Annotated in this window: 19 protein-coding genes and 2 tRNA genes; 10 read left to right on the top strand and 11 right to left on the bottom strand. The window is 45.4% G+C overall.

Annotation, left to right across the window (positions count from 1 at the left end; translation table 11 throughout):
- Positions 1–267: 267 nt before the first annotated feature.
- The 5 genes from H5300_RS17975 (at position 268) to H5300_RS17995 (ending at position 7,499) form a co-directional block, all read left to right on the top strand.
- Positions 268–657, top strand: a complete 390-nt coding sequence (locus H5300_RS17975; RefSeq protein WP_182796544.1) for a type VII toxin-antitoxin system MntA family adenylyltransferase antitoxin — start codon at positions 268–270, stop codon at positions 655–657.
- Positions 650–1,078 carry a type VII toxin-antitoxin system HepT family RNase toxin gene (locus H5300_RS17980; protein ID WP_182796545.1) on the top strand — a complete coding sequence of 143 codons (429 nt, stop codon included), beginning with the start codon at positions 650–652 and terminating at the stop codon, positions 1,076–1,078. Before H5300_RS17975 ends, H5300_RS17980 begins: the two co-directional genes overlap by 8 nt.
- Positions 1,079–1,221: 143 nt before the next feature.
- Positions 1,222–5,046, top strand: a complete 3,825-nt coding sequence (locus H5300_RS17985; protein ID WP_182796546.1) for a DEAD/DEAH box helicase — start codon at positions 1,222–1,224, stop codon at positions 5,044–5,046.
- Positions 5,047–5,210: 164 nt separating this feature from the next.
- On the top strand, positions 5,211–5,768 hold the full coding sequence (locus H5300_RS17990) for a VC2662 family protein (protein WP_182796547.1): 558 nt from the start codon (positions 5,211–5,213) through the stop codon (positions 5,766–5,768).
- Positions 5,769–6,020: 252 nt separating this feature from the next.
- Entirely contained in the window at positions 6,021–7,499 is a 1,479-nt protein-coding gene (locus H5300_RS17995; protein ID WP_182796548.1) for a diguanylate cyclase, read from the top strand.
- Positions 7,500–7,564: 65 nt separating this feature from the next.
- Here the strand turns inward: H5300_RS17995 and H5300_RS18000 are convergent, their stop codons facing one another.
- Together H5300_RS18000 and epmB are read right to left on the bottom strand one after the other, a co-directional pair.
- Positions 7,565–8,053, bottom strand: a complete 489-nt coding sequence (locus H5300_RS18000; RefSeq protein ID WP_004733333.1) for an MgtC/SapB family protein — start codon at positions 8,051–8,053, stop codon at positions 7,565–7,567.
- Positions 8,054–8,256: 203 nt separating this feature from the next.
- Complete coding sequence (gene epmB, locus H5300_RS18005; protein ID WP_182796549.1) at positions 8,257–9,279, bottom strand: EF-P beta-lysylation protein EpmB; 1,023 nt, start codon at positions 9,277–9,279, stop codon at positions 8,257–8,259.
- A 33-nt stretch (positions 9,280–9,312) separates the two neighbouring features.
- Here epmB and efp point away from each other — a divergent pair, with 33 nt between their 5' ends.
- Positions 9,313–9,879 carry an elongation factor P gene (efp, locus tag H5300_RS18010; protein WP_004733338.1) on the top strand — a complete coding sequence of 189 codons (567 nt, stop codon included), beginning with the start codon at positions 9,313–9,315 and terminating at the stop codon, positions 9,877–9,879.
- A gap of 576 nt (positions 9,880–10,455) precedes the next feature.
- Here the strand turns inward: efp and frdD are convergent.
- The 4 genes from frdD to frdA are packed head-to-tail and all read right to left on the bottom strand — an operon-like array spanning position 10,456 to position 13,845.
- The gene (frdD, locus tag H5300_RS18015) at positions 10,456–10,860 is read right to left on the bottom strand and encodes a fumarate reductase subunit FrdD (RefSeq protein WP_004733339.1); all 405 of its coding nucleotides are present in this window, start codon (positions 10,858–10,860) and stop codon (positions 10,456–10,458) included.
- Positions 10,861–10,872: 12 nt separating this feature from the next.
- On the bottom strand, positions 10,873–11,256 hold the full coding sequence (frdC, locus tag H5300_RS18020) for a fumarate reductase subunit FrdC (protein WP_004733341.1): 384 nt from the start codon (positions 11,254–11,256) through the stop codon (positions 10,873–10,875).
- A 1-nt stretch (position 11,257) separates the two neighbouring features.
- On the bottom strand, positions 11,258–12,022 hold the full coding sequence (locus H5300_RS18025) for a succinate dehydrogenase/fumarate reductase iron-sulfur subunit (RefSeq protein WP_004733343.1): 765 nt from the start codon (positions 12,020–12,022) through the stop codon (positions 11,258–11,260).
- Positions 12,022–13,845 carry a fumarate reductase (quinol) flavoprotein subunit gene (gene frdA / locus H5300_RS18030; RefSeq protein ID WP_004733344.1) on the bottom strand — a complete coding sequence of 608 codons (1,824 nt, stop codon included), beginning with the start codon at positions 13,843–13,845 and terminating at the stop codon, positions 12,022–12,024. Before frdA ends, H5300_RS18025 begins: the two co-directional genes overlap by 1 nt.
- Before the next feature lie 451 nt (positions 13,846–14,296).
- Between frdA and epmA the strand changes: the two genes are divergently transcribed.
- On the top strand, positions 14,297–15,268 hold the full coding sequence (gene epmA / locus H5300_RS18035) for an elongation factor P--(R)-beta-lysine ligase (RefSeq protein WP_017081591.1): 972 nt from the start codon (positions 14,297–14,299) through the stop codon (positions 15,266–15,268).
- Positions 15,269–15,413: 145 nt separating this feature from the next.
- Here epmA and H5300_RS18040 read toward each other — a convergent pair whose 3' ends face one another.
- The 5 genes from H5300_RS18040 to rsgA all read right to left on the bottom strand — a co-directional run bounded on the left by H5300_RS18040 (position 15,414) and on the right by rsgA (position 22,454).
- Positions 15,414–16,301, bottom strand: coding sequence for a DMT family transporter (locus H5300_RS18040; protein WP_182796550.1), 888 nt, complete (start codon positions 16,299–16,301; stop codon positions 15,414–15,416).
- Positions 16,302–16,492: 191 nt separating this feature from the next.
- Positions 16,493–18,373: a methyl-accepting chemotaxis protein gene (locus tag H5300_RS18045; protein ID WP_065607108.1), complete on the bottom strand. Its 1,881-nt coding sequence runs from the start codon at positions 18,371–18,373 to the stop codon at positions 16,493–16,495.
- 260 nt (positions 18,374–18,633) lie between these two features.
- Positions 18,634–20,049: a DASS family sodium-coupled anion symporter gene (locus H5300_RS18050; protein ID WP_102511851.1), complete on the bottom strand. Its 1,416-nt coding sequence runs from the start codon at positions 20,047–20,049 to the stop codon at positions 18,634–18,636.
- Positions 20,050–20,346: 297 nt separating this feature from the next.
- Positions 20,347–21,273 carry an archaetidylserine decarboxylase gene (gene asd / locus H5300_RS18055; protein WP_182796551.1) on the bottom strand — a complete coding sequence of 309 codons (927 nt, stop codon included), beginning with the start codon at positions 21,271–21,273 and terminating at the stop codon, positions 20,347–20,349.
- 125 nt (positions 21,274–21,398) lie between these two features.
- A complete protein-coding gene (gene rsgA, locus H5300_RS18060) occupies positions 21,399–22,454 on the bottom strand; it encodes a small ribosomal subunit biogenesis GTPase RsgA (RefSeq protein WP_004733350.1) in 1,056 nt (351 codons plus the stop codon).
- Between the two features lie 149 nt (positions 22,455–22,603).
- Here rsgA and orn point away from each other — a divergent pair, with 149 nt between their 5' ends.
- The 3 genes from orn (at position 22,604) to H5300_RS18075 (ending at position 23,548) form a co-directional block, all read left to right on the top strand.
- A complete protein-coding gene (gene orn, locus H5300_RS18065; protein WP_004733351.1) occupies positions 22,604–23,149 on the top strand; it encodes an oligoribonuclease in 546 nt (181 codons plus the stop codon).
- Between the two features lie 179 nt (positions 23,150–23,328).
- Positions 23,329–23,404, top strand: a tRNA-Gly gene (locus H5300_RS18070).
- 67 nt (positions 23,405–23,471) lie between these two features.
- Positions 23,472–23,548 (top strand) — tRNA-Met (locus tag H5300_RS18075).
- The last annotated feature ends 55 nt before the right edge of the window (positions 23,549–23,603 follow it).

Consider the following 23,603-nt stretch of genomic DNA (forward strand, 5'->3'; position numbering starts at 1 on the left):
TACTTGCAGGCCTCTGGGTTTTCTTGCAAATGTGCGAAGTATTAAATACTTACACGACAGAGGAAATCAACAGGATGAAAGAATTGGCCCGTTCATTTTTTGCTCAATATGTGTAGATACCCATGGCCTTGGGCGCGTACTTAAGCCCTTAGAGGGGACCACCCAATAAGCCTCCGGCTAAGCTGGAGGTCATTTGACTGATTGTAAAGCGATGTGTCTTCAATCTTGCTATAGTACCCAAATAAGCAACAATAATATGGATTGATTATGATTGATTCTATCGTCAGTTTAGCCGAAATGGATGAGAGTATTGAACTTGTGTGGCTATATGGCTCTCGCGCTCAAGGTACGCATCATCAAGAGAGTGATTTTGATTTGGCGGTAGCATTTCATGATCATGCTTTATCGGTTCTAGCTTTACGAACTCGTCCTGAGTGTTTGGCTATAGAGTGGGCAGAACAGTTAGATTTACCTTTAGATAAGCTGAGTATTGTTGATATTAATCGCCTCCCTGTTGCACTCGCCTTCAATGTCATTGAGTACGGCGTTCTGATTTATAACAATAATCCGTTACTCGTTTATAAAGAGCAGAATCGTATTCATTCTATGTTTGAATATCAATTGATTGAAGCTAAGAGGAACGCCTTGCATGAATAAAGGTCTTGAATTATATCTAATGGAAGTTGAGTCTCATAAAGCTAAATGCCTGAAAGAGCTAGATGAGCTTAACCTTGATTTAAATGAGTCTGAGTTAAAAAGTCGAGACTATCTTGCTACTGAGCGCTTATTGCAGGTTTTTACTGAGATGTGTATCGGCTTATCTAAGCATATGGTGAAGAAGATCCAAAATAAGAGTGTGATAGAAGCATATCAATCTTTTTCTATCTTAAAAGAGCATAACTTGATTTCTAGTAATGAGTTGCGCGCTTGGAAGCAGATTATCGGTATGCGTAATGGTTTGGTGCATGATTATTTAAATATCGACTTGCTGATCATTGAAGATATTTTACGCGAAAGGCATTATCAAACATTAGCGGAATTTACTGATAAAGCGGTAATTTTTTTATTATCTAAATAACTTCAATTAGCAATCTCGTTTATCTCGTTTAAGCTATTTAACATTGCGCATTAATCTCATAACTTATTTTAAATCAATGTGATAGTGAGATTTCTTGACGTTACATTACCTAGCTAAATCTAAAATAGCACACACGTAGACTTATGAATGACGCCATACAACTTGCCAAACTCGAACTCTCAGACCTACAAGTCAATGTCTTATTAGCCATAGTGTTGAGTGTTAGCCGCCGTCAAAGTGACGCCTACCTGTCCTACGTCAATTTGACCTCTAAAAATGAGTCAGTTCTTGAGTTTAACCAGATAAAGAGTGAGCTCCGCTCTCTTGGTCTTATACGAATTGTGAACGATAAGGGGGAGGGGTTCATCTACTTTACCCCTGAAGGGTTGAGCTTCGCGATTGTTGCCTGTGAACAAGAAAGCTATCGAGTTCATAGGCGTATAGAATTAGCGGTTCGCTCCTCGGGGGCGCATTATGCGCGTTTTATCGCTTCTGGGTTTACTCAATATTGTCATCGTTATCAAACGAATGATGAGCTGATGGAGCAGAGCATCAATGATGGTTTACACCTACTGAGCAAGAGCTCACTTTTGTGGCTGTTAACCCCACCTAGCGAGGTGGTCATTGGGTATGGGGACTACTTTCTTCAAACTTGGTTGAGCTTAATTGCCTCTGCCCACTCAGCGAAAACCTATCAATCATTAAATGCAGCACTTCCTAGCCATGTTAAGGCGAAGATACCGGTTCATTTTGTTGCTGATGCGCCATTGTTTTCTAACAAACCGATAGATGCGGCGCACTTTTTACGTAAGCTCGATGTGGGATATTTAGAAGCCAGAACTCACCGCTTTTCGGTTAATCACAATACTCGCTTAAGCTTCTCTTCGTTGATTGACCTTTTTATTCTAAAGAACTTGCAGCCAGAACTCGCCGGTGAATTGATGGAGCAATACCAAAGTCTAACTTTGATTCAGAGGTATGTTCTTGGTTTCTACCCATGGGGAAAGGAATTTGACTATCTCTCTATGAGTGACGACCGACTGGTTGAGCTGTTTTTCGACGCTAATATGTGGCTTGAGTCAGTTGTGGATGGTGACAAGCTCAAATGGGGACGACTGGTTTTAGAGTTGTTGCAAATGAGCCGAGTCAAAGACCGGCCTGAGTTGTCGGGTTTTGTTGAACAGCTGGCGGCACACTCATTGACACAGCATATCCTCGCTTTGACGCCAGATTTCAACTTGATGCGTTTGGGACAACAGCTTCTAAGACACCTAATTGGTGTTGAGCCCATGATTGACAAACCCGATATGTGGGGGTTGTGGGTTAGGAATGTTGAATCTTTGTTTAATGCGGAAAAGTCGGTTGGTGAGGAGCGTGTTGTCTGGGTTCTGCTGGACAATAATACCGTCTGTGCAAAAGTGCAGAAAAAGGGCAAAAAAGGTTGGAGTCGAGGTCGGCAGGTTACGCTACAGAACCTGAGTTTCAGCTATAGAGAGGAACTCACAGAAAGCGACATTGCGTTGATGTCTCACTTTGAACGGGGTTCTTATGGCTGGCGTGAAGAGCATGCCTTATCAAAGTCATCGTTAAGTCTTTTATCTCGTGCCAATAATGTTGTGAATCAACAAGGCCAACCTATTTCCATTGTACCCGACCCTTCATTGTTGATTGTTGGTGAGCGGGATGGGTTGCTGGATTTGGGTCGCTTCCCAAAGACGGAGCGCTCTGAATTAGAGCTCTTGAAAGAGAGAGCACCTGGTATTCTTACTTTTGATTCTACACCCGATAACGTAAAGCGTTTCTTCGCTTTGTCTGAAAGTATGCCTTCGGTACCATCAGGGTATGTGGATAGCTTAATCCCACTCCTTGGCAACGATATCGATTGGTATTGCCCATCTGAGCAAAAAGGGAATATCGATGTGGGCGTCTGGGATGAACGACCTCATCTATGGTTGAACTTAGTTGACGGTCGACTTGATCTTTCAATTGAGCATCAATCGTTGGAGGGGACGGTTCGTGTCCCTTCTGCAAGCGGAGAGAATTGGCTACACCAAGACGGGAGAACGTGGTTTAACCGTGATCTTGAGCAAGAAAGAGTGCAGTTAACTCAGCTTCGTAAGGCGCTAGGCTTTAAAAAACGTAATGAAACCAGTCTAGTGGTGGCCTCTGAAGATATCTCTGATGTGTTGAACGCGATAGCTTCTCTGGATAATGTCCCCGTGCATTGGCATACGAATAGCAAGCAAGTAAAAACCATTAATGCACAAGATGTGGACCTTGAGATTAACAAGAAAGGTGAGTGGTTTAGTCTCACTGGCGAGGTGGTTCTTGATGGCGGTTTAGTCTTAGACTTGCAGCGTCTATTAGAGTCAAGACGTTCAGGCTATATCGAAATCAAAGAGCAGAATCTGACACTGTTAGTCAATGACGCATTGCGTAAGCAGCTTAACCTGCTTGATAGCGTGCTCAATGAGGAACTTTCAGTGAATACCAAAATGGCGTACCCCCTACAGAAGTTAGTTGAAACCATGTCGATCAGTAGCGACCAAGGTTGGAAGGCGCTCGAGCAGGAATGGTCTAAACCGATAATGATTGAGCCGCAGCGTTTGGTGGTTTTACGTGATTATCAACGCACGAGTGTTCACTGGGCGATTCATCTGTTAACTCACGGTTTTGGTGCCTGTTTAGCCGATGATATGGGGTTAGGAAAAACGCTCCAAGCGCTCAAGGTGATAGAGTATTTTACCTCCTCGGGACCAAGCTTGGTGGTGTGTCCTAAATCGGTATTGATTAACTGGCAGCAAGAGGCTGAGCGCTTTACGCCACAGCTTTCGATACTGGATCTAGAAACCAGTGCTAACCGTGCTCAGGTGCTGACCGAAGCCAAAGCCGGAGAGGTGGTGTTGATGAGTTATGGTCTAGTGACTCGTTTGGCAAAAGAGCTTGAGGAGGTTGAGTGGCAGAGTGTGGTGCTCGATGAAGCTCAGCAAATCAAGAACCCTAATGCGCAGCGTACAAAAGTGTTGGTGAATCTTAATGCGCAGCGACGTATTACGTTGTCGGGTACCCCAGTAGAAAACCACCTTGTTGAGCTATGGAGTCAGTTCTCGTTTTTAAATCCAGGTTTACTGGGTTCACTCAAACAGTTTAAAACCAAGTATGGGCAAGCTTCTAAAAATGAAGAGGATATGTTTAGACTGCGAGCGTTGGTGAGCCCATTTATTATGCGTCGATTGAAAAATGAGGTGCTCACCGAATTGCCTGAAAAAACGGAGTTGGTGCACCATATTGAGCTTAGTGCGAAGGAGCGTAGTGCTTATGAGGCGGTGCGACAGGACTCCTTACGTATCAGTGAGTCGCTCGATAAAGGCAGTTCGATTAAGTTGTTTGCTGCACTGACGCGATTACGCCAAGTGTGCTGCGACCCGTACTTGGTGTTTGATACTATGCCAGAAGCCAGTAGCAAACTAAAAGAAGCGTTACACTTGGTGCATGAAGCGCGTCAAGGTGGGCATAAGATCTTAATCTTTAGCCAGTTTGTACAACTACTGAAGCGATTTAGTGCTTTGTTAGAAACAGAAGCGCTAGCATTTAGTTATTTGGATGGTCAGTCTAATACCAAGAAGCGTAAACAGGCTATTGAAGATTTTAAATCGGGTAAGCACGATCTTTTTCTCATCAGTCTCAAAGCGGGAGGCGCCGGCTTAAACTTAACGGAAGCTGATACTGTTATCCACTTAGATCCTTGGTGGAATCCAGCAGTAGAAGACCAAGCCAGTGATCGTGCGTATCGTATGGGGCAGACCAATCCGGTGACAGTATATCGACTCGTTGCGACCAACACTATCGAGGAAAAGATAATTCAACTTCATGAAGATAAAAGAGATTTGGCAGATAAGGTGTTGTCAGGCCAATCAGAAGCAAGCCATCTCAAGCCAGAGATGCTGCTGGATTTGTTGAGTGACTAAAGAGTAGCTGCTCTTAACCATTGCTCTTTATGATTTTGCGTCTTATATTCAACAGTATAGTTATGATATGGATTTAACATGGATAGCTGTTGAATAAAGGATAATAAATACTTGATTGAAAATGGATTAATCAAGTCAACAATAAGTCAGTGGAGACTCCCCCAATGAAAAAACTACTTTCAGTACTTGCTGTGTCGGCAGCAGTAATGGCACCTGCGGCATTTGCTTCATCGCCAGTTATGTTTTCAACGATAAACGGCTTCAACGCACCTGATTCAGATGCGGTTGGCGGTGTACGTTTAGCTCTGCTTCACGGACAAGTAAACGACCTTAAAGGTGTCGATCTCGCGGTTGTTGGTATGTCTGAGACGCAAACAACAACAGGTGTAAACCTGGGTATCTTCGGTGCATCAAAAGTGAATCAAGAAATGACCGGTGCATCTCTAGGTTTCTTCAACTGGAATACCGGTAAAACAACGGGTCTTAACCTAGGCACTGTGAACATCACCAATGATGTGAAAGGCGCGAACGTGAGCTTCGTCAACTACTCAGAAGGCAACACTATGGTTGATGTTGGTGCGGCGAACCTTTCAGAAGTGTCGACGGTTCAGGTTGGTATCTTCAACAAAACCAACAAAATCGAAGGCGTACAGATTGGTCTGATCAACTGTGCTGATAACGGTTTCTTCCCGTGCTTCCCGATTGTAAACTTTGCTAAATAAAGCGGTCGTTTAGCCTTTGGTTCTACTATTGGCGACTTTTAGTTAGCGAATTCGCTTTTTAGTTAGCGCACTAGCGATTAAAGACTAAGCATATCAACGCCTAAGCCCTTGAGCTTAGGCGTCATTGCTTTCCATTCCTAATGCACATATCTCAAATGACTCAATAAGCATTCTGTTTTATATTTCCTGTTGCAGTGTTTTTTTACTTATAAGTGCAATGTGCGATAAATTCACAACGATGATTTATATGCTTTGATTAATCCCCATACCGTCGATTTTAAAAAGGCTTTTTTAAGTCTAACCGCCAGTTTTTTAGTAGTTTTGAGCTTGTTGCTTGTTGATTCAGCGGAAGAGTCAGATAAACAGTATGGAATCGAAAACCAAGGCGTGACACGCTCTTTAGCGGACCTGACACAGATCATAAATGCGCTTGAGTACAACATCACTGCGCTTTACCCACTGCATGGTGACACCTACGTATTCTCGCATGAGAAAAAGATCGAAGATGAAACGTGCTGTTTCACCAGTGAGGAGCAACATGCCCCTCGTTTTGACTTTATGTTCTCTGGCCCTCGCGAGATGTGCGACCCGAAATCGGACCTTTATACCGAGGCGGGTAAGCGCCTGTTTATCGCGCCGACCATGGCTTATTTTGCCAATACCATAGAGACCATCTCTGCGATTTACTTTATTTCAAAAGAGAAGTTTATTATCTCTTCTCCCTCAGATATTGCCCAATATATGAAAGGCGATACGTTCGACTCTGTCGTAAATAGCCGACCATATTGGATTAATACGATTCGCTTTGGCTTAGCTCAGGGGCAAGATCAGGTAGTGTATACCGGTCAATACGATGATTACTTAACAGGTAAGAAAGTGGTGACCTTAACCAAAGGGATCTACGTTAATGGCGAGTTTAAAGGGGTATTGGGTGTCGATGGCTATGTCTCTAACCTCGTATCGAACCCTACCCATGGTTATAAAGTCACCAGTACTCGAGGCGCAAACAAGTACGGGTTTATGGACTTTACTTATTCCAAGCCTCTCTATGTTGATGACATTAACACCCAGCTATACCTGAGCATTGAAGAAGATAAGATCGAGCACTTTCTGCATGTATTGGCGATGGAGAAGATTCAGCTTTCGATACTGTTGGTTTTGTATTTGCTCTCGGTTTTATGGCTATGGCGTTTTTATACAAGACAAGAACACCAGCGTTTGAATGACCTAGCAATGCGCGATCCATTAACGGGCTTACTGAATCGACGTGGCTTTGAAGCTCGATTACTGGCTCAGGATGAACAGCCGATTATTGGTGTTGGCGTGTTTGATATCGATGATTTTAAAGTGGTTAATGATCAGTATGGCCACAAAACGGGGGACGAGGTGATTTGCCATGTTGCTCAGTTGATGCTGAACAGCGTTAGGCAGCAAGATATCGTGGCACGGTTTGGTGGTGAAGAGTTTGTTGTCGCGATCACGGGTGAATCCTCAGAGCTGCTTTCATCGATCTTTGAACGAATTCAAAATGACATTAGCCTACAGAGTTATCGATGCCCAACAGGTGACAAGGTGAATATCTCAGTGTCTGGTGGCGCGACGCTCTACTCTCTGTATAAGTTCGACAGTGTCGAGCACTTGTGGGAAAACCAGAGTATTCGTTCGTCTGATGAGCAGCTCTATAAGGCCAAGGCTGCTGGTAAGAACCAGGTGTGTATTCAGGTGTATTAAAGAGTTGGATACACAAAGGCCTAGTCGTGTGTCTAGGTCTTTTTAATGTCTGTTTCAGGTTGAGGTTACTTCTTCACGCGGCCTTTTCTCATCCACTTCTGATGCACACCACGGCGTAGGCTCTGGAAGCTGTTTTCCACCTTGTCGACACCAAGTAGGATAACCAGCGCCATTAGCGTGATAATGACAGACTGAGAGAGATGCCCTAACGCGATCATCATCCCTAATGCAGCGAGTACCCAAATAATCGCAGCTGAAGTCACACCATGAATCTTGCCATCCAATGTCATCATGACCCCTGCACCAAGAAATCCCACACCCGTTATTATCTGACCAAGCACACGAGCTTGATCGAGTGTGTTGGGGGATAGGCTAATCGCCATTGTGAGGAAGAAGTAGGTACCACTGATGATCAGAATCGACGTTCGGATTCCGACGGGTTTACCGCGTGTTTGCCTTTCGATTCCGATTAAAGAACCACATAACATGCATGCTGCGAGGCCTGCCCAGCTAAAGGGGGCAAGGTTGAGAGTTTGTTCTATAAATTGTGACATATCACCCCTCCTAAGAATTTAGAATAGAGCCGAGTATGCTAATAATAGACCGGACGATCGAACAAAAAATTTTTGTCTTAACGATTGTTAGTGATGACTTAAAGTCTAGCAGCCGTTTGTTATTAAGGTGAAGCTAGGGGAGTTTTCTTTTGTCGCTTCTTGATACTCAAGACGATAAGAAGCGACCATTGCTCGAGATAGAGTTATTCAATATGTAGATCGAGTGGCGTTTTGCTGCTGCGACCGCCAATCTCGCGCGTTAACTTTGGTACTAGGTAACCAGAGACTTCAGAGATCAAGCCTTTGAAGTGATGCTTCGCTTCTTCATCGGAAATATAGAAATGAGCAGCGCCCTGAACCTTATCAAGTACATGCATATAATAAGGTAAAACACCGGCGTCGAATAGCTTTTCGCTTAATTCTTTCAATGAGTTAGCGCTGTTATTTACACCTTTTAGCATCACGCCTTGGTTGAGCAGAGTCGCCCCAGTTTGCTTTAGCTTATGAAAGGCTTGCTTGAGCTCTAAGTTAATCTCGTTGGCATGATTAATATGGCTAACAATGACTACATTAAGACGAGTGTTAGCTAATGTTTGGCATAGTTCGTCAGTCACTCGCGCCGGAATCACGACCGGTAATCGGCTATGAATTCGAACGGTTTTCACATGCGGAATCTGTTCGATGGCATTGATCAGCCATTCTAGTTCGCTGTCTTTGGCCATCAACGGGTCGCCGCCAGACAAGATTACTTCGTTGATCTCTGGATGTTGAGCGACATAGTCTAAGCTGACTTGCCAAACTGACTTTGAGCCTTTGTTGTCTTGATAAGGGAAGTGACGGCGGAAGCAGTAGCGACAGTTGATGGCGCAACCCCCTTTTACGATCATTAGCGCGCGGCTTTTATATTTGTGCAGCAGCCCTGGGATCGCGTTTTCTTGCTCTTCTAGTGGATCGGCTGAATAGCCTTGATGAACCTCGAACTCTTCGTTGAGTGGTAACACCTGACGCAATAGAGGGTCGTGTGGGTTGCCTTTTTCCATTCGTTCGACAAAGCTAAGGGGTACCCTAAGTGCAAATAATTCACGAGCAGCGAAGCCTGCTTGCCACGGTGTTGGGTCTATTTCCAATGCCTCAAGCAGTTTTGACGGGTCAGAGATCGCATTCGATAGTTGTTTGAGCCAGTTTTGCTCAACAGATTCGACTTTTCGGGTTATGATATGCGGCATTGAAATTAACTCAAAGATGTGGAAGAGAAAATCATGGCGTCAGTAAGCACCAATGAATTCAAAGGCGGTTTAAAATTCATGTTAGATAACGAGCCTTGCGCAATTATCGACAATGAATACGTTAAGCCAGGTAAAGGCCAAGCGTTTAACCGTGTAAAACTTCGTAAACTGCTGTCAGGCAAAGTGTTAGAGAAAACATTCAAGTCAGGCGAAAGCTTCGAGCTTGCAGATGTTGTTGACGTTGAATTAGGCTACCTATACAACGATGGCGAATTCTACCACTTCATGAACAACGAAACATTTGAGCAAATCGCAGCAGACGTAAAAGCAGTCGCTGATTCAGCAAAATGGTTAGTTGAAAATGACGTTTGTACTCTAACGTTGTGGAATGATAACCCTATCACTGTTACTCCGCCAAACTTTGTTGAGATCCCAGTAACTGAAACTGATCCTGGCCTGAAAGGCGATACACAGGGTACGGGTGGTAAACCTGCAACTCTAGCAACAGGCGCGGTCGTTCGTGTACCTCTATTCATCGCTATCGGTGAAGTTGTTAAAGTTGATACTCGTACTGGCGAATACGTTGGTCGTGTAAAATAATTTGATTGTGTCCATCTTCTAGGATGGCTCAGTGAAATAGAAAAGGTCGCTTATGAGCGGCCTTTTTTGTATCTGGCGATCAGGAAAAGCAGAAGGGCAGATGCGCGTAAACGGGATGCGAGATACGAAGAGCTTGAAGGGCAGATACGAGTAAACGGGATGCGAGATACGAAGAGCTTGAAGGGCAGATGCGCGTAAACGAGATGCGGGATACGAAGAGCTTGAAGGGCAGATACGAGTATACGGGATGTGAGATACGAAGAGCGGTAAGAGCAGATGCGAGTAAACGAGATGCGGGATACGAAGAGCGGGAAGGGCAGGTTCGAGTAAACGAGATGTGAGATACGAAAAGCGGGAAGAGCAGATTAAAGTAAGCGGGATGAGAGATACGAAAAGCAGGAAGATCAGAGCCGAGTCAGAGATATAAGATATTCAACAAACAACAAAAAAGCAGAGCTGGATAACCTAGCTCTGCTTTCGCTTTTCTGCTTTTAAGCTTTTCGCATCTCGATTACTCGAATCCCGCATCTGCTCTTAAGCTCTTCGAGACTCGATTACCCGAATCTCGAATCTGCTCTAAATCATAAAGATAAAGATAACAGACAGCGCGCTGATTAGGCCTGCAACGAAGTAGCAGCCCACTTTACCTGCAACGCCGACGTGGAACTTAAGGTCGTGCATGCCGTGGTGAAGACGGTGCATTGCGTGCCACATTGGCAGTGCTAGCGTACCGATGATGAATAGCGCACCGATAATGCTGGTGGCAAACTCAGACACACGCTCGTAGCTCATTGCATCTGCATCGATAATGCCCATTGGCACTAAGATACCCAGCACTAAAATCGTGATGGGTGTGATCATCGCGAACCAAGTACCGCCAGCGCCAAATAGGCCCCACCAGATTGGTTCATCAGAGCGTTTAGGGTTTTGGTTAACAGACTTAAGGTGGTTAACAGGTTTCATTTTGTAATTTGTGTTCATAACGAAAGCTCCTTACACCACCATGAGAACGATTAAAGAAATAAATGCCACCGCTGCCCACTGGGTCAGTACGATGATTCTTTTATCTACCAATTTGCCTTTAAGGCGGATTGGCATTACTTGAGGCATCATGCTGAAGAAGGTCTGAGCGTGCAGTAAGCTGCCTAGCAGTGCCACGATGTTGATACCAACAACGACAGGGTTAGCCATAAAGCTCAACCAACCTTCCCACGCTTCAGGCCCTTTCACTAGCGAACCCAAACCGAAGGTTAGGAACAGAGTGAACAGAATCAAAGGCAGTACAGTCGCTTCACGTAGCATGTAGAAACGGTAGAACGGATGGTTGCTCCACCACGTTCTCTTCATTTCACGAACATAAGGTTTACGATTGCTCATATTACGCTTCCTCCGTCGCTTTAACCGGTTCGCCATCAGGTTTAAACATCGAGATAACGAAGTCCATTGAAGACTCAACTTTACCTTGGTTTACTGCAGCCGCTGGGTCTACTTTCTTCGGACATACGTCAGAACAGTAACCTACAAACGTACAGCCCCAAGCGCCATTGTCGCCATTGATAAGCTTCATACGTTCTGCTTTACCATTGTCACGGCTATCTAGGTTGTAGCGGTGAGCAAGAGCAAGTGCCGCAGGGCCGATGAACTCAGGGTTTAGACCAAACTGAGGACACGCTGCGTAACACAAACCACAGTTGATGCAGCCAGCGAACTGTTTGTACTTCGCCATTTGCTCTGGAGTTTGGATGTTAGTGCCATCTTCTGGCTTGCGGTCGTTACCAATGATGTAAGGCTTGATTGCTTCAAGGCGCTCGATGAACGGCGTCATGTCGACAATCAAATCTTTCTCGATTGGGAAGTTAGCCAAAGGCTCAATCTTGAAGCCATTCGGGTAGTCACGTAAGAAGCTTTTACATGCCAGTTTTGGCACGCCATCAACCATGATGCCGCAAGAACCACAAATCGCCATACGACAAGACCAACGGTAAGACAGGTCTTTATCTAGGTTATCTTTGATGTAACCAATCGCATCAAGTACTGACATGGTTTCATCAAACGGAACTTCAAAGGTTTGAAAGTGAGGTTCTGCATCGTGCTCAGGGTCATAACGCAGGATTTCAATTTTTTGGATTCGATTCGCTGACATTATGCTTGCTCCTCTTCGCTCTTCTTCGCATTCTCTTCTGCTGCTTTTTCAGCGGCAGCGGCTTTCTCGGCTGCTTCACCGTATAGACGAGCTTTAGGTTGAGATTTAGTAATCTTAACGCCGCTGTAGTCGATAGTTGGTGCTGCATCTTCGTTGTAGAAAGATAGAGAGTGTTTCAGGAAGTTCACGTCATCACGTTCTGTGCAGTTGTCGTCTAGACGTTGGTGTGCACCGCGAGACTCTTTACGAAGGATCGCTGAGTGAACCATTGCTTCAGCAACTTCAAGGCCGTAACCCACTTCGATAGCGTAAAGTAGGTCAGTGTTGAACACTTTGCCTTTGTCTTTAATGCTGATCTTCTTGTAGCGCGCTTTCAGTTCAGTGATTTTGTCGATGGTTTCTTGCATCAAGTCTTCTTGACGGTAGATACCACAACCCGCTTCCATGGTGTGACCCATTTCAGTACGGATGTCAGCCCAGTTCTCATCGCCTTCTTGAGCCAAGATACCTGCGATGCGATCTTCAACGGCTTTAATTTGCTTAGTGATAGCTTCTTCGTTCCAGCCTTTGAATTCAGCGGCACGTTTCACTGCTTGTTCACCGGCTACGCGGCCAAATACCACGAACTCAGCCAAAGAGTTAGACCCTAGGCGGTTTGCACCGTGTAGGCCAACTGAAGCACACTCACCAACGGCGAATAGGCCTTTAATGCGAGTCTCACAAGTACCGTTAGTTTCGATACCACCCATGGTGTAGTGAACGGTCGGGCGAATTGGGATTGGCTCTTTTGCTGGGTCAACGTTTACGTACGCTTTTGCAAGCTCACAGATAAACGGTAGACGCTCTTGCAGGTACTCTTCACCCAGGTGGCGAAGGTCAAGGTGTACTACATCACCAAGTGGGTGCTTGATGGTGTTGCCTTTCTGCTGCTCGTGCCAGAATGCTTGAGAAACTTTGTCACGAGGACCCAGTTCCATGTATTTGTTTTTCGGCTCGCCCACTGGAGTTTCAGGGCCCATGCCGTAATCTTGCAGGTAACGGTAGCCGTTCTTGTTGACGATGATACCGCCTTCACCACGACAACCTTCGGTCATCAAGATGCCAGTGCCCGGTAGGCCTGTTGGGTGGTATTGAACGAACTCCATATCACGCAGTGGCACACCGTGGCGATAAGCCATTGCCATACCGTCGCCAGTTACGATGCCGCCGTTGGTATTACAGTGGTAAACACGACCTGCGCCACCCGTTGCTAGAACAACAGATTTCGCTTTAATCGTAACAAGCTCACCTTCAGACATATGAATCGCGATAAGGCCTTGTACTTCGCCATCTTCAACGATCAAATCCACCACAAAGTACTCATCAAATCGTTTGATTGTGTCGTACTTCATCGAAGTCTGGAACAGAGTATGAAGCATGTGGAAGCCGGTTTTATCCGCTGCAAACCACGTTCTTTCTACCTTCATACCGCCGAATCGGCGTACGTTTACTTCACCGTTTTCTTTACGACTCCATGGGCAGCCCCATTGTTCCATTTGGATCATTTCGCGAGTCGAGTTTTCAACAAAGTATTCAACAACATCCTGTTCACATAGCCAGTCGCCACCGCCAACAGTATCGTTGAAGTGGTTATCTAGGCTATCTTCGTCTTTAATTACTGCTGCTGAACCGCCTTCTGCCGCTACCGTGTGCGAACGCATTGGGTAAACTTTAGAAATCAGTGCTACTTCCAATTCAGGATTAGCTTCAGCCGCAGCGATAGCTGTACGAAGACCAGCGCCGCCTGCGCCGATGACTGCGATATCTGTGGTAATTGTCTTCACAGTTATTCTCCAGTGTGATGCGGAGTATTCCGCTTGTTATTATAAAAAGCTTATTTAGGAGGTTCTAAATCGTAGGAACCATTTAGCACCCCTAAGCCTTAAGTGGTAGGTTCAGTGTAAGAGAGGAAGGCATTTCAAAAATTGATGCATTTGGGTTTTTAGGTCGGTAATGCATATGGAGGCATAGAAATTATAGGTTATGTGACTGCAATCACGGCAATGAATTGTTGATAACGATTAACCCACAGGACGGGTGTTAATGGCTTGTTGAGTATGATTTTCGTTATCAATGTTGATGTGAAAGCTGTATTGATAATTGTATTGTAGAACGTAATTTTCTGGCTTCATTAAAACAACATTTTGCTTTCATCAATAGACAGATAGAAGCTTACAAAAGAGACGAAAGGTGGTAATTTTCGTCGCCTAGAATTCAGTGATATGGAACTTAATAATGCACTCTACATGGCAACCGGCCGCAACCATTAAGCAGTTAAAGCAACGTGCTGATATCCTTAATCAAATTCGCCAGTTCTTTACAGAGCGAAACGTGATGGAAGTGGATACGCCAGCCATGAGTCACGCCACGGTGACGGATGTGCATTTGCATACGTTCAAAACTGAATTCGTAGGGCCGGGTTATGCGCACGGCCAACCACTGTTCTTTATGACGAGCCCAGAGTTTCATATGAAACGACTGTTAGCAGCGGGCAGTGGCTGTATCTACCAAATTTGTAAGTCTTTCCGTAACGAAGAAAATGGCCGTTATCACAACCCTGAGTTCACTATGTTGGAGTGGTATCGCGTTGGTTTTGATCACCATGACCTGATGGATGAAATGGATTTGCTGTTACAGCAGGTGCTTAAATCAGGCTCAGCACAGCGAATGACTTACCAACAAGCCTTTATTGATGTGTTAGGTGTGTGTCCGTTGGAGGATTCGATGGATACGCTAAAGCAAGCTGCGGCGAAACTTGGGCTCAGCGACATTGCAGATCCAGAAGAAGACCGCGATACCTTGTTGCAGCTGCTGTTTAGTCTTGGGGTTGAAGCTAAGATCGGGCAGCAAGTGCCTGCGTTTGTTTATGACTTCCCAGCATCACAAGCGGCGTTAGCCAAGATTAATCCAACCGATTCACGAGTGGCCGATCGCTTTGAGGTGTACTTCAAAGGGATTGAATTGGCAAACGGCTTCCATGAACTCGATAAACCACAAGAACAACTTCAGCGCTTTGAAGGTGATAATGCCAAACGTATTGAGATGGGCTTATCGCCTCAACCGATTGACCATCACTTGATTGAGGCATTAAAAGCGGGCTTACCAGACTGTGCGGGTGTTGCTCTAGGTATCGATCGTCTGATCATGCTGGCGCTGGGCTACGACCACATCGATGACGTGACGGCTTTTCCTTTCCCGCGTTCTTAGTTTTTTGATTTTGTTGTTACTGAGAGTTAGTAGTCCTTAGCTATTAACGGTTAGCTATTAACTCTCAGCTTCCAATCCGTTTCCAATCAGCTTCATTAGCCGACCAAAATACCTGTACAACTATTTGACCAGAATTCCGGTGCCACTAGCTAACCAGAATCCCAGTACCCACCACGGCAACAATGGCACCTATCCAAGCGTAGGCATTTGGCCTCTGTTTGGTGTACAACCAGAGTATCGGTAACAACATGATGGGCGTGGTTGAAGATAACAGAGCGACCATGCCGACATTGCCTTCCTGCAACGCGTACAAGATCAGCGTCATTCCTACAGCCATTGCCAAAAACCCGTTAACCGCGGTAATCGCGAATATCTGCTTATTCATTGGGTTAAGTGCGCGTGAAAGTTTGGCGCCCGTTAAGCGAAACAGTGAGTGAGCAACAAAAGCGGTGATCATTCGAATGGCAGAGGCAGCAATTGGGTCGATACTGGTTTGCATCACGGGTTTGGCAATAATGCCGCCCAATGCTTGGCAAATCGCGGCGGTGATTCCTAACGCAACGCCAATCCACACCGTGCCTTTAATGGTTTCGAGTTGGTTGTTCGCTTGTCCACGACGACCAAAGAATATCGCGGTTAACACGCCGCTAAACACCAACGCCGAGCCAATCAGCTCCACCGAAGTCATGATTTCGCTAAACAGGAAGTAACCAAGAATCGCCGAGAACACGGCGTGACAAGAGAACAGCAAACCCGCTTGGCGCGGTCCCATTCGGTTCAAACAGGCAAATAGGGCGGTATCACCAATGAAGATACCAATTAGACCCGACAGCATCATCGGCGTGACTAAGTCGGCTTCCACACTTGACCAACCACCGGTAAACCAAGCCATGCTTGATAAGATGATCGCGGTACAACCCATTCGCCAGCGGCTATAGGCGAAAGAACCTAAGTGTTGAGCAGGTTTTACTGACATCAGGCTCGCAATCGCCCAAAGAAAAGCGGCAGCAAGAGCTAACCATTCGAATCCCATCTGAATAACATCCTTGTGTCTGGGATAAATTAGCTCATCAATATGCATCAAACCGAACTGAGAACAAAGTGATTCTTATGAAAGAACGACTTTGTTTCAGTTATTAGTTTATGTCAGCTGTCACTTGCTGGTGTGGTTCAACTTACTTTGCTTGAGGCGCGCTAAACCTTAAAGCGCTAAACCTTAAAGCGCTATACCTTAAAGCGCTCCACGTCTTGGCGCATTGACTCAGCAGCGCTGCTCATTTCATTTGAGCTATTGCGACTGCTTTCCGCTTGCTGGGCAAGATCGTCGGAGGCGTCTTTGATTCCTTGCGTATTACGGCTGATGTCTTCGCTGACCGCGCGTTGCTCTTCTGCAGCACTGGCTATTTGCAGCGCCATGTCGTTGATTTCGGTGATTGCTTGCGTGATTTTAGTCAGGCTGCCATGGGCTTGTTCTGCGAAGCCAACACTGTTCTCTGCCAGTTGAGTGCTGGTGGTCATGCTTTCGACGGCATGTTCGGTATTCTTCTGCAGCGTATCAATCATCACGCGGATTTCTTCGGTCGAGCCATGCGTTCTTTGGCTGAGCACGCGCACTTCATCGGCCACAACCGCAAACCCACGACCTTGTTCACCCGCACGAGCGGCTTCAATCGCCGCATTCAATGCCAACAGATTGGTTTGTTCGGCAATGCCTTGAATGGTGGATAGGATCTGGTTGATGCTTTGAGCATTGCTCTCTAATTCACGAATCACATTGGCGGCGTCTTCAACTTGAGTCGCCAGGCCAGTAATCGCATCGCGGTTTTGTTGGATGACCTCTTGGCCTTCGTTACAAGCGGTAGCGGATGCCTGAGAAGCGGACGCCGTTAATTCGGCATGGCTAGCCACTTCGGCTGCGGTGGCGGACATCTCATGAATCGCGGTCGCAATTTGGTTGATATCGTTTTGTTGATTCTCAACGCTAATCGAAGACTGGGTCGCCAGTTGATTGGCTTTCTCTGCATGATTGTTGAGATCGTGGCTGTGTTCTATTACGCCCTTCAACATGCTTTGCATCTGGCTTAAGAACTGATTCACGAGCTCGGCAAGTTTGCCAATCTCATCCATGCGTGTGATATCAATGCGCTGAGTGAGATCGCCTCTGCCTTGAGCGAGCTGAGTTAAGGCTTCAGACAAGGTTTGTAATGGAGAAAGTAGGCGGTTGATGACCACGGTACTCGCAATTGAAATGATGATGTACAAAACCAAAGAGGTCAGCGTGATGAATTGAATGGCATCGGATACTGCAGAAAACGCCATTTCTTTATCGATAACAATACCTAACGACCAATCGGTGTTCGGGACATTGGCAATATAGACCAGCTTATCGCCTTGACCCGGCCAAGTGAGAGTGGTGATCATCTGGTCTTGGAGCAGTTGTGACACCTTGTTGGTTGTGAGTTCTGGATTCAAACTGGTCAGTGGTTTTTGACTCAGTTCTTCATCACTGTAGGCCACAATGTTGTTATTGCCGTCGACTAAAAACGCAAAGCCATCGTTATCCAGTTTTACATTGAGAACCGTATCGATAATGCTGGTTACGGTTAGATCGGCCGCGAGAACACCTTGTCTATCGCCATTGAATGCTTTCGCAAAGCTGATGACGATGCTGCCGTCAAAGTCTTGATAAGGTTCGGTAATGATGAGGTCTGATGTTGCGTTTGCATCTTTATACCAAGGGCGAGTGCGCGGGTCGTAGCCTGTTGGCCAATCTTCACCTTTGTCGCCATAGGCGATCGTGCCATCGCTGAATCCTGCATAAACAGACAAGAATTGTCCGGCTTGCTTGGTGATCAATAACTCGCGATCAGAGTTGCTACTACTTGAAATAGTCGATTCATTGGCAAGCATCATATCACTGCGGATTGAGAGCCAATCGGCAATGTAATTGGTGGTGCCAACGCTGACATTTTTCATTTCTTGGTTAATCGCGACCTCGGTTTCTTGAGTCAGCTGATTAACTGATATCCAGGCTTGAGCGCCACTCACGACGGCGATAATGACCGCAATCGCGATCTGAATTTTAAACTTAATAGTATGTCTCACAGCTTATTCCTCTCTTATTAGACAAATGCTAACGACAGTGACGTACTTGATATTGAACTGATGTGTTTCTTATAGGGGGATATTGTCGCTGTCTTGATGTTAGTAAATGTGTTTAAAATCAAAAATTTAAAATGACTTATCGTTATTTTTAATAAACCGTGAAGTAGAATCACAATTATCTATCGATTAAAAACTGATAAACCCTCCAGATAGCGAAATCATAATTGCTATCTGGAGGGTTGTAGTGAAAAGCTAACGTGCTAGGTGATAAGAAACAGTGCGAGGTAGACCATCAGCAAGCCGACGATCCCTAAGATGATGCCCATCTTCGCCATGTCTTTACTTTCGATAAGCCCGGTCGAGTAGGCCAACGAGTTTGGTGGTGTCGATACGGGTAAAATCATACCTAGCGATGCAGAGAAGGCGACTACAACCAGTAGTCCTTGCAGGCCTCCTATCGCAACCAAGCTTTCCATTGATGCACCAATCGCAGCGGCGATCGGCATCAGTAAGTTGGCCGTTGCGGTGTTTGACATGAAGTTCGCCATTAACCAACATACGATGGATAATGTTAGCACTACCGCTGTTGGTGAGAGCGACTCATAATCAATCGCGTGTGCGAGTGCCACGGCTAAGCCTGTTTTATCGAGTCCTATACCAATCGCAATACCACCGGCTACTAGCCACAATACATCCCAGTTAATCAGCTTGAGCTCTTCTTTGCCCATGATGCCGGTGAGAGTGAACACCGCCAATGGAATGATCGACACCACATAAGTGTTCATGCCGTGCAGTTTGGTTGTCATCCACAATAAGATTGTCGCAGCGAAGGTGATGTAAACCACAATCGCTCGCCAACTTTTTCTAAATTGGCCGTCAAGCTTGAGCACCATGTTTCTTTCTTTAGAGGGGAAGAGTTTTTGTAGAAGAAACCAAGCGATGGTGAGTTGGATGATCACAAAGGGTAAGCCCATCATCATCCAGCTTAGGAAGTCGATACTGTTCTCACCCGTCAGGTATTGCAGTGCGATGGCATTGGGCGGTGTACCGATTGGTGTCGCGATACCACCGGTGTTAGCAGCAATTGGAATACACAACACGAGCGCTTTAATCCCCATGTCGCCTTTTGGTGCTGACGCCACGATTGGACCTAGCAGTGCGAGCATCATTACCGTTGTGGCGGTATTTGACATGAACATTGAGAACACGGCGGTGATCAGCATTAAGCCGAGCATAATGAAGCGCGGTTCTGTACCAAATGGTTTGAGTAATACTCGTGCTAAGTTGTTGTCGAGTTCGTACTTAGATGCCGATATCGCGAGAGCGAAACCACCCATGAAGAGGATGATGATTGGTGACGAAAATGCACCGAATATGTCGGTATATTTGATTAACTCACCGAGATCGTGTCCTGCTGGTGGGTTTCTAAATAGGTGCAAACCTTTGTCGGAAATCATCACCAGTTCAAGCGCAATGATCAAAATGGAAGTGGCGAATACCGGAACAGGTTCAAGTACCCACAGTAGAGCGGCCAACAAGAATATTGCCAACAAGCGGTGTTGAATCAGCGTGAGATCATCGATTGGTATTGAATCTATCGGCATGAATAACACGCCCAAGGGAATCGCAAAACAAATCAACAGCTTGGCCAGAACGCCAACATTGAGTTTAGGCATGTACAAAGACCCTATGAATAAAATATCTTCAAATAGAGTAAGTTATCTGGATTTTTGGTACTTGGAGACGGGTTGTAAAATCGGAAAGTTGTTTAAGGTTTCGACAGTTGTTTTGTTTTTGGTCAATCTTTTTATGAGGTAATTCGACGTACTGCTCGTTGAGAATAAGGTTATCGGTAGTTAGATTTGTTGAAATCTTGAAGGGAAATGTCTCGAACTAGATAAGAAAAAGGCGCGTTATTCTCCAAAAATAGAAAACTAACGCGCCCTTAAAGCTTACTAAGTTAACTCAGAGAGTTAGACTTGGTCTGTGTTCTCTGTTGAATCAACAGCTTCAGCAGTCTCTTCATTTACTTCAGCGTCTTTGCCCGCAATATGCGCGAAAGGGGTGCCTAGAACGGTTTTCTCACCATTTTGCATCGTTTCGTCAAACTTGATTGCGTCTTTAGCGAACAGGTTGATAACCGTTGAACCAAGCTTAAAGCGGCCCATCTCTTCGCCTTTCTTCAAGACGACGGCTGTATCACCTTGTGCAGGGTAATCCCATTTGTAAACTGAGTTACCACGAGGTGGAGTAATGGTACCAGCCCATACTTGCTCGATGCTGCCAACGATAGTTGCGCCAACCAGCACTTGTGCCATTGGGCCAAACTCAGTATCAAAGATACAAACCACACGCTCGTTACGTGCGAATAGGTTTGGAACGTTCTCTGCCGTTAACGGGTTAACTGAGAAAAGGTCACCCGGAACGTAGACCATCTGACGCAGTGTGCCGTCACATGGCATGTGCACGCGATGGTAATCACTTGGCGACAAGTAAAGCGTTGCAAATTCGCCGTCTTTAAATTCATCCGCTAGAGCAGCATCACCACCCAATAGCTCACGAGCTGAGTAGTTATGGTTTTTAGCTTGAATCAGTTGACCGTCAGTAATTGGGCCAAACTGGCTTACACGTGCATCAGCAGGGTGAACAATAACAGAGTCACCTTCTGCGATAGGGCGCATGCCTTCTTTCAATTCACGTACGAAGAATTCATTGAATGTTTTAAAGTGTTTTGGATCGCTATGCAGAGCTTCATCCATGTTTACTTTGTATTGCTTGATGAACCAGTTGATGATCGCTGTCGTTAAGCCACCCGCTTTAGCAGATGCCAGTTTACCGACTAGGCGAGTTAGCCCATGCTGTGGGATCCAGTACTGCAATCCAACTTTAATCTTATCCATTGTATTAATTTTCCAATGCTAATTGTTTTTCAATTAAATCTGTTGATGACGGTTTAGGGCGCGAGATGTTACTTAAATTCGCGCCAATTGTCAGTAAATGCACACATTTGTTCACAAAAACGCGATTAGAGATCGGCTTTCTTGCTTCGTGAGTACTGACGGTTATCTTTGTTGTCAGCCATTGTTTCAATAATGCGATGGTAGCTAGCAAAACGTAAGCGGCTAATTTTACCGTCTTCAACGGCTTCACGTAGAAGGCATCCAGGATCGTCATTGTGTTTACAGTCACGGAATTTACAACCACCTAGGTATGGTTTGAATTCAATGAAAGCATCAGTGACTTCATCGGGTTCTAAATGCCATAGGCCGAATTCACGTACCCCTGGGGAATCGATAAGATCACCACCAGAAGGGAAGTGATACAAACGCGCTGCAGTCGTAGTGTGTTGACCCAGTCCTGAGTTTTCAGAAACCGCGCCTTCTTCAATGTCTAATGTTGGCATGAGTGCATTCACTACGCTGGATTTACCTACGCCAGATTGACCAACGAAAATGTTGATACGATCTTTCAGTTCAGCTTCCAACTCTTTGATGCCGTAACCCGACTCTTTACTGACGAACATGACTTTATAGCCGATTTTCTCGTATATTTTCAGCGTTTCGCGGTATTCGCTAATTTGTTGTTCTGTCAGTAAGTCGACTTTATTGAGCACAACTAACGGGGCAATATTCACCGTTTCAGAGGCGATCAAGTAACGGTCGATGATATTAAGTGATAGCTCCGGCAGTACAGCTGAAACGATAACCATTTGGTCTACGTTTGCGGCAACCGGTTTTAGGCCGTCATAGTAATCAGGGCGAGTTAGCATTGACGTTCTTGGCTCAACGGCTTCTACAACACCAGATATGCCGGCCATTGATTCAAGCCCTGCGCGCCAAATGACTTTGTCTCCAGAAACTAACGTTTCAATACTGCGGCGTAAGTTACAACGGTGAACTTCGTTGGTTTCAAGATCTTCGATATCGGCATGTTGGCCAAAGCGCGTAATTACGAGTCCGCTTTTTGTTCCGCCAAGCATGTTCTCATCCCACTGGATAGAATCTTCTTTCTTGAGTCGCTTGTTCTGGTTGCTACGTACACGACGCACTTGACCTTTGGTTAACTTCTTTTTTTTAGCCACAATTTTTCACTTAACACATCTAACTTGATGATTGAGGACTCAAACGGAATGTTGTTGGTACCATTGATTTCGATGGCCCTAAAGCTAGTTTGAGTATAGTTATTTGGGTATAGTACCTCTTTTATACATAAACAAATAGGCGACGCCTTATGTCCTTTAGCGATCAGAACCTTATTTGGGTTGATCTAGAGATGACAGGACTTGATCCTGAAACTCATAAAATCATTGAAATTGCTACTATCGTTACTGATAGTGAGCTTAACATCCTGGCTGAAGGACCTGTTTTGGCTATTCACCAACCTCAGAGTGAATTGGACAAGATGGACGAGTGGTGTACAACCACCCACACCGGCAGCGGCCTAGTGAAACGAATTCAAGAAAGCACGGTTTCAGAGCAAGAGGCTATTCAACAAACGATTGAGTTTCTTGAGAAGTGGGTACCAAAAGGCAAATCACCGATTTGTGGTAACAGCATTGGCCAAGATCGCCGTTTCTTATACAAACACATGCCAGAGCTGGAAGAGTACTTCCATTACCGTTATGTCGATGTAAGTACCCTGAAAGAGCTGACTCGTCGTTGGAAACCCGAAGTACTTGATGGTTTTTCAAAGTCGGGAAGTCACCTTGCATTGGATGATATTCGTGAGTCGATCGCTGAACTGCAGTACTACCGAAAAACGATTATTAACATCTAATCAGATCAAATGATCACGTTTATCTAACTTTTCAGGGACATAAGAGCTGATTTTTTTGCAAATCTGCGTGCTTTTACAGCAGTTGAGTAAAAACTTTCGTAATTTTGCATTAAGGACTTGCATCACAAAAAAATGCTCTTATAATTCGCAGCCCTGAACGACGAAAGACGTTTCAGATTGCGATACTAGCTCAGTTGGTAGAGCGCAACCTTGCCAAGGTTGAGGTCATCGGTTCGAACCCGATGTATCGCTCCAAATTCTCTCTTGTGCTTAGCACTGAAGAAGATGGTCAAGTTTCATTGTACTTAACAATGCATCCGGACGCGGGATGGAGCAGTTTGGTAGCTCGTCGGGCTCATAACCCGAAGGTCGTCGGTTCAAATCCGGCTCCCGCAACCACATTACAGCTAAACGTTGATAGCTTCTTTGCAGTAAGAACTTAGTTTCTAGCAGA

Origin of the sequence: Vibrio sp. SG41-7 (assembly GCF_014164465.1) — a bacterium.
Lineage (GTDB): Bacteria > Pseudomonadota > Gammaproteobacteria > Enterobacterales > Vibrionaceae > Vibrio > Vibrio splendidus.

Coding starts and splice junctions, on each gene's coding strand:
- epmB (WP_182796549.1), bottom strand. CDS start 9,279: ATGCCGCATATCATAACCCGAAAAGTCGAATCTGTTGAGCAAAACTGG.
- H5300_RS18050 (WP_102511851.1), bottom strand. CDS start 20,049: ATGCCTAAACTCAATGTTGGCGTTCTGGCCAAGCTGTTGATTTGTTTT.
- H5300_RS18040 (WP_182796550.1), bottom strand. CDS start 16,301: ATGGGATTCGAATGGTTAGCTCTTGCTGCCGCTTTTCTTTGGGCGATT.
- H5300_RS18025 (WP_004733343.1), bottom strand. CDS start 12,022: ATGTCAGCGAATCGAATCCAAAAAATTGAAATCCTGCGTTATGACCCT.
- H5300_RS17975 (WP_182796544.1), top strand. CDS start 268: ATGATTGATTCTATCGTCAGTTTAGCCGAAATGGATGAGAGTATTGAA.
- H5300_RS17990 (WP_182796547.1), top strand. CDS start 5,211: ATGAAAAAACTACTTTCAGTACTTGCTGTGTCGGCAGCAGTAATGGCA.
- H5300_RS18000 (WP_004733333.1), bottom strand. CDS start 8,053: ATGTCACAATTTATAGAACAAACTCTCAACCTTGCCCCCTTTAGCTGG.
- H5300_RS17980 (WP_182796545.1), top strand. CDS start 650: ATGAATAAAGGTCTTGAATTATATCTAATGGAAGTTGAGTCTCATAAA.
- efp (WP_004733338.1), top strand. CDS start 9,313: ATGGCGTCAGTAAGCACCAATGAATTCAAAGGCGGTTTAAAATTCATG.
- frdD (WP_004733339.1), bottom strand. CDS start 10,860: ATGAACACAAATTACAAAATGAAACCTGTTAACCACCTTAAGTCTGTT.
- frdC (WP_004733341.1), bottom strand. CDS start 11,256: ATGAGCAATCGTAAACCTTATGTTCGTGAAATGAAGAGAACGTGGTGG.
- epmA (WP_017081591.1), top strand. CDS start 14,297: ATGCACTCTACATGGCAACCGGCCGCAACCATTAAGCAGTTAAAGCAA.
- H5300_RS17985 (WP_182796546.1), top strand. CDS start 1,222: ATGAATGACGCCATACAACTTGCCAAACTCGAACTCTCAGACCTACAA.
- asd (WP_182796551.1), bottom strand. CDS start 21,273: ATGGATAAGATTAAAGTTGGATTGCAGTACTGGATCCCACAGCATGGG.
- orn (WP_004733351.1), top strand. CDS start 22,604: ATGTCCTTTAGCGATCAGAACCTTATTTGGGTTGATCTAGAGATGACA.